The organism is Pseudomonas sp. H1_A03 (genome assembly GCF_054685145.1).
Map to the genome: position 1 here is coordinate 2,794,074 of NZ_CP162829.1, position 13,551 is coordinate 2,807,624.

At 61.2% G+C, this 13,551-nt stretch carries 11 protein-coding genes; 8 read left to right on the forward strand and 3 right to left on the reverse strand.

The window, feature by feature from the left end; genetic code table 11:
• The first annotated feature begins 70 nt into the window (after window positions 1-70).
• From AB4O35_RS12850 to AB4O35_RS12865, 4 genes are all read left to right on the forward strand, one after another.
• Window positions 71-1,144, forward strand: a complete 1,074-nt coding sequence (locus AB4O35_RS12850) for a serine hydrolase domain-containing protein (RefSeq protein ID WP_065945402.1) — start codon at window positions 71-73, stop codon at window positions 1,142-1,144.
• Window positions 1,141-1,455, forward strand: a complete 315-nt coding sequence (locus AB4O35_RS12855; protein ID WP_065945403.1) for an amidase — start codon at window positions 1,141-1,143, stop codon at window positions 1,453-1,455. Before AB4O35_RS12850 ends, AB4O35_RS12855 begins: the two co-directional genes overlap by 4 nt.
• An 83-nt stretch (window positions 1,456-1,538) precedes the next feature.
• Window positions 1,539-2,129: a YceI family protein gene (locus AB4O35_RS12860; RefSeq protein ID WP_065890071.1), complete on the forward strand. Its 591-nt coding sequence runs from the start codon at window positions 1,539-1,541 to the stop codon at window positions 2,127-2,129.
• Window position 2,130: 1 nt separating this feature from the next.
• On the forward strand, window positions 2,131-3,288 hold the full coding sequence (locus tag AB4O35_RS12865; protein WP_065945404.1) for a phospholipase D-like domain-containing protein: 1,158 nt from the start codon (window positions 2,131-2,133) through the stop codon (window positions 3,286-3,288).
• Window positions 3,289-3,583: 295 nt separating this feature from the next.
• On the opposite strand, the gene bglX is transcribed toward AB4O35_RS12865, so the two are convergent.
• Window positions 3,584-5,875: a beta-glucosidase BglX gene (gene bglX, locus AB4O35_RS12870; RefSeq protein ID WP_065872043.1), complete on the reverse strand. Its 2,292-nt coding sequence runs from the start codon at window positions 5,873-5,875 to the stop codon at window positions 3,584-3,586.
• A gap of 244 nt (window positions 5,876-6,119) precedes the next feature.
• Between bglX and AB4O35_RS12875 the strand changes: the two genes are divergently transcribed.
• The 4 genes from AB4O35_RS12875 to AB4O35_RS12890 all read left to right on the forward strand — a co-directional run bounded on the left by AB4O35_RS12875 (window position 6,120) and on the right by AB4O35_RS12890 (window position 9,551).
• Window positions 6,120-6,731, forward strand: coding sequence for a LemA family protein (locus AB4O35_RS12875; RefSeq protein ID WP_049709565.1), 612 nt, complete (start codon window positions 6,120-6,122; stop codon window positions 6,729-6,731).
• Between the two features lie 18 nt (window positions 6,732-6,749).
• Window positions 6,750-7,478, forward strand: a complete 729-nt coding sequence (locus AB4O35_RS12880; protein WP_186754352.1) for a TPM domain-containing protein — start codon at window positions 6,750-6,752, stop codon at window positions 7,476-7,478.
• A gap of 28 nt (window positions 7,479-7,506) precedes the next feature.
• Complete coding sequence (locus AB4O35_RS12885; protein ID WP_065882064.1) at window positions 7,507-8,124, forward strand: TPM domain-containing protein; 618 nt, start codon at window positions 7,507-7,509, stop codon at window positions 8,122-8,124.
• Window positions 8,125-8,333: 209 nt separating this feature from the next.
• Window positions 8,334-9,551: a class I SAM-dependent methyltransferase gene (locus AB4O35_RS12890; RefSeq protein WP_065874702.1), complete on the forward strand. Its 1,218-nt coding sequence runs from the start codon at window positions 8,334-8,336 to the stop codon at window positions 9,549-9,551.
• 89 nt (window positions 9,552-9,640) lie between these two features.
• Here the strand turns inward: AB4O35_RS12890 and AB4O35_RS12895 are convergent, their stop codons facing one another.
• Both AB4O35_RS12895 and AB4O35_RS12900 read right to left on the reverse strand, forming a co-directional pair.
• Complete coding sequence (locus AB4O35_RS12895) at window positions 9,641-10,540, reverse strand: DMT family transporter (protein WP_065890275.1); 900 nt, start codon at window positions 10,538-10,540, stop codon at window positions 9,641-9,643.
• Between the two features lie 381 nt (window positions 10,541-10,921).
• Complete coding sequence (locus tag AB4O35_RS12900; RefSeq protein WP_065946175.1) at window positions 10,922-13,486, reverse strand: TonB-dependent receptor; 2,565 nt, start codon at window positions 13,484-13,486, stop codon at window positions 10,922-10,924.
• Window positions 13,487-13,551: the final 65 nt, after the last annotated feature.

The following is a 13,551-nucleotide window of genomic DNA, read 5'->3' on the forward strand; positions in this document are numbered from 1 at the left end:
TCCCTGTCGCAAATCTGTCATCACCCTCGGCTAGGCTCGCGGGCTTGAATGCCCCCTTGAGTTTGCGTCCATGGTCAGAGGCTTGTTGTGCGTTGCCTTGCTGCTCGTCACCGTGACTGCCCACGCTGAAACCTGGCCCGATAAAGAATGGGCCAAGGGCACACCGCTCGCAGGTCCTGCCGTCGACGCCTTGGATGCTTACGCGTTCCCTGCGCGAGACGACACCACCCGCCAAGGCATTCGCACCGACGCGTTGCTGGTGATCCGCGACGGCGAGGTTATCTACGAACGCTACGCCGCACCCACCACCGCCAGCACGCCGCACCTCACCTGGTCCATCAGTAAAAGCCTGATGGCCACCGTGCTGGGCGTGGCCTATGGCGATAACCGCTTTAAATTGACCGACCCGGTCGCGCGCTTCTACCCGCCGATGAAGCAACACCCAACCGTGACCATGGCCGATTTGCTGCACTGGGCCTCGGGCCTGGACTGGCAGGAAGACTACGAATACGCGCCACTGAAATCTTCAGTGGTGGCGATGCTCTACACCCGTGGCCGCGCCGATATGGCTGACTTTGCCGCGGACACGGAGGCGGCCAGCGCACCCGGCCAGGCCTTTCGTTACTCCAGCGGCGACACCAACATCTTGTCCGCCGCTCTCAAAGGCATGCTCGGCCTCAAGGCTTATATGAGTTACCCCTGGGATGCCCTGTTCAAGCCCTTGGGTATCCGCAGTGCCACGTGGGAAACCGACGCCGATGAAACCTTTGTCGCCTCGTCCTACGCCTACCTCACCGCCCGCGACCTGGCGCGCGTCGGCCTGCTGATGGCGCGGGATGGTCGTTGGGGGGATCAACAGTTGCTGCCAAAGGATTGGGTGACCTTCAATCGCCAGCCGTTCGATAAATACAAAGCCGGCCAGGACGAAGCCGTCCCCGGCGGCCATTGGTGGCTCAATCAAGGCGCCCCACGGCCCTGGCCCGACGCCCCCGCCGACACCTTTGCCGCCCTCGGCCATTGGGGCCAGGCGCTGTATGTGATGCCCGACGAACGCCTGGTGATCGTGCGCTATGGCGACGACCGCGACGGCAGCTACCGCCACAACGAACTGCTCAAACGCGTGCTCGCGGCGGTGCAACCATGATCCGCCGTCGTCCGTTTACCAGCCTGTTGCTCCTGCTGCTTCTCGCCCTGCTGGGGTGGATCTGGCACGAGCGCGTCAACCTGCAAGCCTTCCCCGACATCATCGCGGCGTATACGGCCAAGGAGTATTGCTCGTGTCGGTATGTGGCGAACAACCCGGCCGAGTATTGCCGGGGGTATGTGAAGCAATACGTGCCGACCAGCGCATTCAGCGACAACCCGGCGCGCAGTGAAGTGACGGCGAGTGGGTTGGGGCGTACCCACAGTGCGCGGTGGTTGGGCGACCGCCAGGGCTGCCGCCTGACGCCCTGACGCCCAAACGTCCCCACATTGGATTTGCGCCGTTCATGAGATTGCGCTTAAGGTTCGTTCAGGTTTTTCCCCCGCGAGTCTTTATGTTCAACGCTTCTCTATTCAACCCCCTGGCCTTCGCCCTCCTGGCCACCGTCGCTGTGCCTGCCCACGCCGACTGGTACCTGGATAACGAATCCTCGCGCCTATCGTTCGTTACCACCAAAAACACCGAGATTGCCGAAGTCCATCGCTTCCTGGTGTTGCACGGCAAGGTCGACAGCAAAGGTGCGGCCCAGCTGGAAGTGGAAATGGAGTCGGTCAACAGCGGCATTCCCCTGCGCGATGAGCGCATGCGCAACCAGTTGTTCGAGATCAAGACCTTCCCCGAAGCGTTGATCAGCGCACAGATCAATCTGCAACCCATCAATGACCTCGCGCCCGGAGCACAGTTGGAATTGCGCATGCCGCTGTCCGTGACCCTGCATGGCAAAACCCAGACCTACAGCGCCGAATTGCTGGCCACGCGCTTGGACGACCGACGTTTCCAAGTAGTGACCCTGGAACCGGTGGTGCTGCACGCCGAAGATTTCGATCTGGCGCCGGGTGTGGCGGCGTTGCGCAAGGCGGCGGGGCTTGCGTCGATCAGTTTGTCGGTACCGGTGGGTGCGGTGCTGATCTTTACGGCGCGCTGACATGAGCGGCGCGGTGTTTCCATGGCGCAGCGCCAATCGGTTCGAGTTGCTGATCGACGGCCCGCAATTCTTCCCGCAGATGCTGGTGGGCATCGCCCGTGCCGAGCGGCAAGTGGACCTTGAACTCTATCTGGTGGAGGCCGGAGCCTGCGCCGAAGCGCTGGTACAGGCGCTGGTGCTGGCGGCCGAGCGTGGTGTGCAGGTGCGTTGCCTGTTTGATGATTACGGCAGCCTGGCGTTTACCCTCGGCTTGCGTAAACGCCTGACCGATGCCGGTGTACAACTGCGTTTCTACAATCGCCTGAGCTGGCGCCGCTGGATGCGTAATTTTTACCGCGACCACCGCAAGCTGTTGCTGATCGACCAGAGCAGTGCGGTGGTCGGCGGTACGGGGGTGACGGATGAATTCTGGACCCCTGGCCAAGACACCGCCGACTGGCATGAAGTGATGGTGCAAATCAGCGGCCCGCTGGTGCTGGACTGGCAGGCGCTGTTCGACCGTCAATGGCACGCCAACGCGGCGCGCCGGGAATGGAAGCCTGCCACCCACTTTGGTTTGCCGCGTTTGCCCAAGGTGCCGGCGACTGGGCCGGGCCTGGGCCGCGTGGCCTACGCCGACGCCCGTCAGCATCGCGATATTTTGCAATCGCTGATTCGCGCCTTGAACAGCAGCCAGCAGCGCATTTGGCTGGCGACCCCTTATTTTCTTCCGACCTGGAGCGTGCGTCGCGCGCTGCGCCGTGCCGCCGGGCGTGGTGTGGACGTGAGGCTGCTGCTGACCGGCCCGCGTACTGATCACCCGTCCGTGCGCTACGCCGGGCACCGTTATTACCCAAGGTTGCTGCGTTCGGGGGTGAAGATCTTTGAATACCAGCCGTGTTTCCTGCACCTGAAGATGGTGCTGGTGGACGGTTGGGTAAGCATCGGCTCGTGCAACTTCGATCACTGGAATTTGCGTTTTAACCTGGAAGCCAATCTGGAAGCGTTGGACCCTGAGTTGACGCTGGCGGTGGAAGGCAGTTTTGAGCGGGATTTCGAGCAGAGCCAGGCGGTGAGCCTGGAGGCATGGAAGGCGCGGCCGTTGTGGCGGCGGGTGAAGCAGCGGGTGTGGGGGTGGATTGATCGGTTGGTGGTGAATTTGCTGGATCGACGCGGCTAGCCAGACCACTGAGATCAAATGTGGGAGCTAGCTTGTCGAATCGTCGAACCGCTGCGATAGCCATAGGTATCTACACATCTTGAGGGAGCCCTCTGCGTAGCAGCTGTCGAGCCCCGGCGAGGCTACGTTTGCGGGCTGTCTGACACACCGCTGACGCAGCCTCGCCGGGGCTCGACAGCTGCTACGCAATTTCACTTTGAAGATGTAGATACTTATGCTGCGATAGCGGTAGTGAATTCACCACCGCTATCGCAGGCAAGCCAGCTCCCACACTGACTGCGTTTACAGCGTTAGATCAGAGCAGTTCGAAGGTCTGCTGCTGCACATCCTGGGAATCCAGCCCGATCTGCACGTTGAACTCACCCGGCTCCGCCGCGAACTTGAGCTGGGTGTTGTAGAACTTCAGGTCTTCCTCGGTGATGGTGAAGTGCAGCGTGCGCTCCTCACCCGCCTTGAGCATGACCTTCTGGAAGTTTTTCAACTCCTTGATCGGGCGGATCATCGAGCCGGCCACATCCTGGATATACAGCTGCACCACGGTTTCGCCATCCACCTTGCCGGTGTTGGTCACAGTGACACTGGCGTCGAGCTTGCCGGTCTTGTTCAGCGTAGTGGACGACAGCGCCATGTCCGACAGGTTGAACGTGGTGTAGCTCAGGCCATAGCCAAACGGGAACAGGGGCCCGGTGGTGTCATCGAAGTACTGCGAGGTGTAGTTGCCCGGTTTGCCTGGGGTGAACGGTCGGCCGACGGTCAGGTGGTTGTAGTACGTCGGAATCTGCCCTACCGAGCGTGGGAACGTGATCGGCAGCTTGCCCGACGGGTTGTAGTCACCAAACAGCACGTCGGCAATGGCGTTGCCGCCTTCGGTGCCGGCGAACCAGGTTTCCAGGATCGCGTCGGCCTGTTGGTTCTCTTCAACAATCGACAACGGGCGGCCGTTCATCAGCACCAGTACCAGCGGCTTGCCGGTGGCTTTCAATGCCTTGATCAGGTCGCGCTGGCTTTGCGGGATGTTCAGGTCGGTGCGGCTCGAGGATTCGTGCGACATGCCACGGGATTCACCCACGGCAGCCACCACCACATCGGCATCCTTGGCGGCCTTTACGGCCTCGTCGATCATCACTTGGGCAGGGCGGGTGTCATCCACCACTTCCGGCGCATCGAAGTTGAGGAAGTTCAGGTAGTCGACCACGGCCTTGTCGTTGGTGATGTTGGCGCCACGGGCATAGATGATCTTGCCTTTTTCGCCGATCACCGCGTTTAAACCGTCGAGCAGCGTCACCGATTGCGCAGGCCGTCCGGCGGCGGCCCAACTGCCCATCATGTCGATAGGCGCCTTGGCCAGCGGGCCGACCAGGGCGATGGTCGCGGATTTTTTCAGCGGCAGGGTGTTGTTCTGGTTTTTCAGCAACACCAGGCTGCGGCGTGCGATGTCGCGTGCGTCGGCACGGTGCAGGCGGCTTTCGGCGTAAGTGTCGGCCGGGTCATCCTCGGCCTTGCCGATACGCAGGTACGGGTCCTTGAACAGGCCCATGTCGTATTTGGCACCGAGCACTTCGCGCACGGCGTTATCGATGTCGCTCTGTTCGATCTCGCCGGACTTGAGCAGCCCCGGCAATTCCTTGGCATACAACGAGTCGTTCATGCTCATGTCGATGCCGGCCTTGATCGCCAGCTTGGCGGCTTCGCGCCCGTCCTTGGCCACGCCGTGCTTGATCAGCTCGAAGATCGCGCCATGGTCGCTCACGGCCACGCCCTTGAAGCCCCAGTCCCGGCGCAGCAGGTCATTCATCAGCCAGGTGTTGGCGGTGGCAGGCACGCCGTTGATCGAGTTCAGCGCCACCATCACGCCGCCGGAGCCGGCCTTGATCGCCGCGTGGTACGGCGGCAGGTAGTCCTGGTACATCTTGACCGGGCTCATGTCGACCACGTTGTAGTCGCGACCGCCTTCCACCGCGCCATACAGGGCGAAATGCTTGACGCTGGCCATGATGCTGTCGGCATTCGCGGGGCTCACGCCCTGGAACGCCTTGACCATCACTTCGGCGATGCGCGAGACCAGATACGTGTCTTCACCAAAGCCTTCGGACGTACGGCCCCAGCGCGGGTCGCGGGAGATGTCGACCATCGGCGCAAAAGTGATGTCGAGGCTGTCGGCGGCGGCTTCCTGGGCAGCGACGCGCCCGGAGCGGCTGATGGCCTCCATGTCCCAGCTGGATGCCAGGGCCAGGCTGATCGGGAAGATCGTGCGGTGGCCGTGGATCACGTCGTAGGCGAAGAACATCGGGATCTTCAGCCGGCTGCGCATGGCCGCGTCCTGCATCGGACGGTTTTCCGGGCGGGTGATGGAGTTGAAGGTGCCACCGATACGGCCGGCGGCGATTTCCTTGCGGATCAGCTCGCGGGGCATCTCGGGGCCGATGCTGATCAGGCGCAATTGGCCGATCTTTTCGTCCAGGGTCATCTGCTTGAGCAGGTCGCTGACAAACGCGTCCTTGTCTTTAAGCGCAGCAGGCTTTGTTTCTGCCCATACGGGGTGACTGGCCAGAGTGGCAACAAGGCCGAGCAAACACAGCTTTTTCATGAATATCCTTTTTCGGCTCACTGCACAGCATTGGGGTGAATGCTGATCGGCCAAAATGTGGGGAGCGTCTATTGTTGTTCGGGTGTTGTTCAGATAAATGCAGCACACTCTGAACTCTTGTTCGCGCTGGGCATCTTTGTAGCTGATTGGCTCGATGCATTCCAGTGGTGGCGGATTATGCCCCAAGCGCGTGGTGTATAGGGTTAGTCGTAACATTCCATCAAGATTGGGCAGGAGAAACACCATGCAAGCAGCACAAGGTTACCGCTGGGGCTTGAAAGCCGCGGTTTTGCTATTGATCAGCAGCGTGCTGAGCGGTTGCGGCATCAACAACATCCCGACCCTGGACGAACAGGCCAAGGCCGCCTGGGGCCAGGTGCAGAACCAGTACCAACGCCGCGCCGACCTGATTCCCAACCTGGTGGAAGTGGTCAAGGGCTACGCCGCCCATGAGCAAGACACGCTCACCGCCGTGATTGAAGCGCGGGCCAAGGCCACCTCGATCCAGGTGGATGCCAGCACCCTCGACAACCCGGAAAAACTCAAGCAGTTCCAGCAAGCCCAGGATGGGTTGAGCGGCGCACTCAGCCGTTTGATGGTGGTGTCCGAGCGCTACCCGGACCTGAAGGCCAACCAGAATTTCCTGGCCCTGCAATCGCAGCTTGAAGGCACCGAAAACCGTATCGCCGTGGCACGCCGCGACTTTATCCAGGCCGTACAGGCCTACAACACCGAGATTCGCACTTTCCCTGGCCGTCTGTGGCACAGCGTGATGTACAGCGACTTGCCGGTCCGCGCCACGTTTGAGGCCACCAGTGCCGATGCCGATAAAGCGCCGCAAGTGAAGTTCAAATAAAGCTGCATTGAGGTGTCGATGCGTTTATTACGGATAGGCCTGGCGCTGTGGCTGTTGGCCTGCGTGGGCGTGGCCCAGGCAGCGCTGACCTTCCCGGCGCTGACCGGGCGGGTGGTGGATAACGCCCAGATGATCGACGCGGCCACGCGCCAGCAACTGACACAGCAGCTGCAGGCGCTGGAACAGACGTCCGGCGACCAGATCGTAGTGGTCACCGTGCCTGACTTGCAGGGCGTACCGATTGAGGACTTCGGTTATCAATTGGCTCGCCACTGGGGTATCGGCCAGAAAGGCAAGGATAACGGCGCGCTGTTGATCGTCGCCCGCGATGAGCGCAAATTGCGCATCGAAGTCGGTTACGGCCTGGAAGGCGTGCTCACCGATGCGCAGTCGTGGGTGATCATCAATCAGGTGATTGCACCGGCGTTCAAGGCCGGTAACTACAGCAAAGGCATCAGCGACGGCGTGGCTGCGATGGTGCAAGTGGTGGGCGGTGAACCCTTGGCCGTGCCAGCCCATGTGGCGGATGGCAACTTTGCCAAGGATAATCCCGGGCTTTCCATCGGCCTGTTTGTCCTGCTGATCGGCGTGTTGTGGCTGTGCAACCGGATGGGGCTGCCAGTCGGTGCAATCCTGCTGGCGATTCTCAGCAGCAGCGGGCGCGGCGGTGGTGGCGGGGGCGGCGGTGGTGGTTTCCGGGGTGGCGGCGGCGGCTTCGGCGGCGGCGGGGCCTCGGGCGGCTGGTAATGACAATAATGAGAGAGCAACTACAACCATGGCATTACTGACTGAACACGAGCAGCGCCAAGTCGCCGAAGCGATCGCCCGCGTGGAAAAAACCACCGACGCCGAACTGGTGACCGTGCTGGCCGCCCGCGCCGATGACTACGCCTATATCCCGCTGCTGTGGGCGAGCCTGATCGCGTTGGTGGTGCCGGGCGTGGTGCATTATTTGTCGGGTTACCTGACCATGTACACCTTGCTGTTGGCGCAATGGGCGACATTCATCGTGTTGTGCCTGGTGTTCCGCTTGCCCAAGGTCACCACGCGCTTGATTCCACGTTCGGTGCGCCATTGGCGCGCGTCCAACCTGGCGCGGCGGCAGTTCCTGGAGCAGAACCTGCACCACACGCAGGGCAGCACCGGGGTGCTGATTTTTGTCAGCGAGGCCGAGCGCTATGTGGAGATTCTGGTCGACGACGGGATTTCCAGGCACCTGGATGACAGCAGTTGGGACGCCATCGTCAAGGCGTTTACCCAGCAGGTAAAGCAGGGGCAGACGTTGGCCGGGTTTATCAGTTGCATTGAGGCCTGCGGTGAATTGTTGAAGGTACATGTGCCGGTCACCCAAACCCGTAATGAACTGCCGAATCGCCTGGTCGTACTCGAATAACCCAGACACCACCGGTTTATGTGGGAGCTGGCTTGCCTGCGATGCGGACGACTCGGTCCACCAGGCAAACCGAGGTGATGCCATCGCAGGCAAGCCAGCTCCCACAGGGTTTTGAGGTGACCAGATAACCGTTGATCAAATAACCCCGTGCCCTAAACCCCCATCCCCCCTAAAATGCCCGGCATTCCCAGCCCGAGGCGTTTTTGTTCATGTCTGTCACCGCTCAACCTGCCCGCCCTGCGCCGGACCATCACGCCGAGTTCATCGAACTGCTCAGCGCAAGCCTCGCGCAAAACGCCTTTATCAAGCTGGTGCTGGCCAAATACGTCGGTGAAGAGGCCGAATTGCAGCGGCTGATCATCAAGCCGGTAGTGGTCAAGGAGCAGGCATGCCTGTCCTTCGTCTATCGCTACAAAACCCGTGACATCACCAAAAACTTCCCGTTGGCAGAGGCCGTGGCGGCGATTGCCGAGCTGCTGCCGGCGCAGTTCAAAAACGCCCACCTGCTGTCGCTGACCGACGAAGTCCAGTTGGAATACAGCAAGAAGAACAAAAGCTCGCTGTTCAAAAGCAAGCCGCAGCAACTGCGTGAGGCGCCCTCGGCCGAGCATAACCGCGAGAAAAATCGCTTCCTCGACCTGAGCCGGCCGTTTCTCGCCGACCTGGGTGTGACCGACGCCAAGCAGGCGCTGATCCCGTCGATGTCGCGCAAGTGGAAGCAGATCAACAAGTTCATCGAAGTGTTCAGCCATGCGCTGACCTCGTCACCCTTGAAGCTGGATCAACCGGTGCGCGTGGCGGACTTTGGTTCGGGCAAGGGCTACCTGACGTTCGCCATCCACGACTACCTGCGCAACACCCTCAAGGCCGAGGGTGAAGTGACGGGCGTGGAGCTGCGTGAAGACATGGTGACCCTGTGCAACACCGCCGCCGCTCGCCTGGAACACCCGGGGCTGGTGTTCAAATGCGGCGATGTGCGCAGCGTGGCGCCGAGCGAGCTGGACGTGATGATCGCCCTGCATGCCTGCGACATTGCCACTGACTATGCGATCCACACCGGCATCCGCTCCGGCGCGTCGATCATCATGTGCTCGCCGTGCTGCCACAAACAGATTCGCCTGCAGATCCAGAGCCCGGTGCTGCTCAAACCGATGCTGCAATACGGCCTGCACCTGGGCCAGCAGGCGGAAATGGTCACCGACAGTTTGCGCGCGCTGTTCCTGGAGGCCTGTGGTTATGAAACCAAGGTGTTCGAGTTCATCTCGCTGGAACACACCAACAAGAACAAGATGATCCTCGCGGTGAAGCGTGCAGAGCCGATGGACAACGCGCAGTTGCTGGAGAAAATCCAGGAGCTGAAGGCGTTCTACCACATCACCGAACACTGCCTGGAAACCCTGCTGCGCGCGGATGGGTACCTGACCTGAAGTGAGCACGGTCGCCTGTGGGAGCTGGCTTGCCTGCGATAGCGATGTGTCAGTCACCACCGCTATCGCAGGCAAGCCAGCTCCCACATTCAGACCGCGCTCGGCTTGGGAGCTGGCGCAGGCTGCACCGCCGTCTTGCGCCCCAGCATCACCGTCACAATCACCCCGCACGCAAACACCCAGGTAATCGGCTCGATGTGTTCACCAAAGAACAGCGCCGAGAACGCGATGGTGAAGAAGATCTGCAACAGCTGAATCTGACTGACCCGCGCAATCCCGCCGATGGCCAACCCGGCATACCAGGCGAAGAACCCCAAAAACTGCGAGAACAGCGACACATAACCAAACGCCCACCACGCGCGCATGGAAATCGCCTCTTGATGCTGCGCCGCCAAGTACCACACCGGGCCGATCAACACCGGCGTCGACAGTACCAGCGCCCAGCAGATCACCTGCCAGCCACCCATCTCCTTGGCCAGTCGTCCGCCTTCGGCATAACCCAGGCCGCCCACGGCAATCGCGCCAAGCATCAGCAGGTCGCCCGCCTGAATACTGCCGGCCCCGGTGATCAGCGCATAACTCAACACCAGGCCGCTGCCCAGCGCCGCGCAGGCCCAGAAGGCTTTTGACGGTCGCTCATGGGACAGCCACGCCGCATACAGCGCTACGCACAACGGTTGCAGGCCATTGACCAGCGCGCCATGGGACGCTGGCAAGGTTTGCATGGCCCAGGCCGACAGCACCGGAAAACCCAGAATCACGCCCGCGATCACCAGGCACAGCCCGCGCACCTGACGCCAGCTCGGCCAGCGTTCACGCCGCCACAGCAACAGCGCCGCCGCCGGGATCGCCGCGAACAGCGCGCGGCCCAGGCCGTTGAGCAACGGGTGCATTTCCTGCACCACGATGCGGGTGAAGGGCAGGGTCAGGCTGAAAATGATGACGCCCAGCAGGCCAAGGGCCATGCCGGTGTTTTCGCGCGAGCTCATGGGGAAGAACCGAAATCTGGAGGGCTTCAAGGGAACCCATCTAGCCACAACCCCCGCTGATTGCAGGCCTACAGCTGGGCGCGGATTTATCCGTACAGTTGAGTCCCGGTGGGGGCTGGCTTGCCTGCGATAGCCACAGGTATCTACACAACTTTCAAGGCTGCAAAATCTCCCTGTAGTGAGCGGGCTTGCCCCGCGCTGGGCTGCGAAGCGGCCCCAAACCAGGCGACCTGGTCCTACCTGGAACTCGGCGCAGCCTTTGTTGGGGCCGCTTCGCAGCCCAGCGCGGGGCAAGCCCGCTCACTACAAGTGCGATAGCATCACCTAGGCCTACGTGATCCACCGAGGTGTCTGCATCGCGGGCAAGCCCGGCTCCCACATTTAGAAGAAGCGCGTGATGCTGATCTTGGCGTTGCGCCCTTCGCTGTAGACACCCTCGCCGCTGAGCGCCGGCTGGTAGCTGCGGTTGAATAGGTTGTCGACGGTGAAGTTGATCTCGGTGCCTTTGAGGCCGGCCTGCTGCGGTTTCCAATTGGCGAACAGGCCCTGGGTGTCGTAACTGGCGTTCTCGGTTTGGTCGTAGATAAAGTCGCCGATGCTGGAGTTGAATCCACCAGGGTAAATGTCGGTGGGCACCCGGTCGGTCTTGCGCACGAACTGGCCCTGCCAGCCCACTTGTGCGTCCCAGCTCGGTATCTTGGTACCCAGCACCACCACCCATTTGGCCGGTGGAATATCCCGCGCCCACACATGACGGTCGGTAGCCCAAGGGTTGGTGTAGGGGTTGTCGCGTTTACCTGTAGCCCAGGAGTAAGTCAGGGAGCCGAACACGTATGTCGAATCGTAGTAGCTTTCGAGCTCGACGCCCTTGATGGTCATGCCGCCGACGTTGCGATAGTTGGTTCTGGACGCCGTGTCGTTGCACACCGTATCGATATTGCCCAGCACGGTCATTTGCCGTTCGCAGCCGATGCCGGTGGCCTTCATGATCTCGTCTTCGATGCGGTTGTGAAACAGCGTGGTGCGCAGTTGCAGGTTGTCATCGCGGGTGAAAATGCGCGAGAAGTTGGTGACGTTGCCCGCGGTAATCGCCGTAATGCGCTCGGGCTTGAGGTTGAGGCTTGTGGCGCTGCGCGTGCTGGCGGCGCCCTGGACTTCATACTGTTCATCGATGACCGGCGCACGCCACGTGCGGTTCCAGCTGGCGAAGAAGGCAACATCCGGGGTCACGTTCCAGAACGCTGCCAGGCGCGGTGACCAGCCCGTGTAGGTGCGGTCGCTGTAGTCATGGCCGACGCGCGGGTCCGGGTTGCTGTAGTACGGCGCATCATTGGCTTCGCCGCGGTTGCGCACGTGGTCATAGCGCAGGGACGGGGTGATGGTCACATCCCCAAGCGTGACCGCGTCCTGCAGGTAGAACGAATTTGTGTCGACCTTGCCGTGGGGCATGAAATACGGCTGGAAATGCCCATAGTTGTATCTCGCGGTGTTGTAGGTGGCGCCGGGCATCCAGCTTTCGGTTTCGCGGTCGTGCTTGCGGATCTGCACGCCAGTGGTCACTGCGTGTTCCAGCGGGCCGGTGGTCAACAGGCTGATATTGCGCAGCTCAAGGATGCGGTCGGCATAAGACGTTTCCATCTTGCGTCCACCGGTGCTCAGACCAATCACGGCATTTTCGGCGCGTTCGTCAGTCTGGTCGGTCTTGGAGAACGAGTAGCTGAGCTTCAAGTCGATTAATGGGTTGTTCAGCGGCTGGTACTGGTAGTTGCCCGACCAGGTGGTGTCCACGGTTTCACGGTCGGCCAGGAAACGTGTCAGCGCGCCTTTGTAGCCATACCGGTCGATCGCCGCTTGCGTCGGCGGTGACGGGTAGGATTTAGCCGAGAACGGCGCCATGCGCTCGCTTTTGGCACTGGAGTAGGACAAGCCCATGCTGTGTTCGTCGGTAAAGTGGGCATTGACCTTGAACAGTTGGCCCTCTACATCCTGTGCACTGTTGGGCAGGCGCTTGGGGTTGATCGGGTATTGATTGCGCGGGTCGGGCGGAGTGCCGGCGAGCTTCAAGTCGTCGCCGTCGCGCTTGGTCAGGTAAATCAGGCCATCCATGCGACCATCGTCGGTGCGGCCATACACCGCGCCGCTGTACACCTGTTCGTGGGTGTTGCTGGAGTAGCCGTACTTGGCCATCGCCCCGGCGTTACGCCCGTCCTTGAGCAGGTCTGGCGCATCCTTGGTGGTCATGTTGACCGTGCCGCCGAAGCCGCCGTTACCGGTGAACGGCGAGTAAGGGCCTTTCTCCACCTCAATGCTTTTGATCAACTCGGGCTCGATGAAGACCGTGCCTTGTTGATAGCGCTCGAAGCCACTTTTGGTTGCGCCATCCACGGTCATCGGCACATCTTCTGCATCGCCCATGCCGCGAATGTTCATGGTCTGGCCACCTGGCTTGGGTGAGCCGCCCATGAACACACCGGGCAAAGTCTGCAACAGCGAAGGGATGTTGTCGGGCTGGTAACGGTCAATATCGGCCTGGCTCAAGGTGGAGCGGCCTACGGTGCTGGAGTCGACCTCGTTGCCGGTGCCGATCACGCTCAGGGCGTCCAACTGAATCGCACCGCTCTGGGTAGTTTTCGCCTCTTCGGGCCTTACCACATAGGTGTTGCCGACTTTGATCAGGGTGAACTCACCATTTTTCAGCAAGGTGCGAATCGCCACTTCCGCGGTGAAGTCACCGTCGAGTGCCGGCGCCTGCACATTCCTGAACAGCGCTTCATCGAACAACAGCTGGATTTTCGCCTGCTGCGCCACCTGGCTCAGGGATGTCGCCAGGGCCTGGGCGGGCAGCTTGAATGGCTCCGCTTGGGCGCTGAGGCTGAATGCCAGGCAGGTGGCGATGAGGGTCGGTCGAAGCAACAGGTGCGAAGCGTGGCAAGGCGCGCGAAACATGAAATCCCCCGGTGTGGCCAAATGGCCAAAAAGGCGTGCGTATTGAATGCAGACCGGAGGAAGAC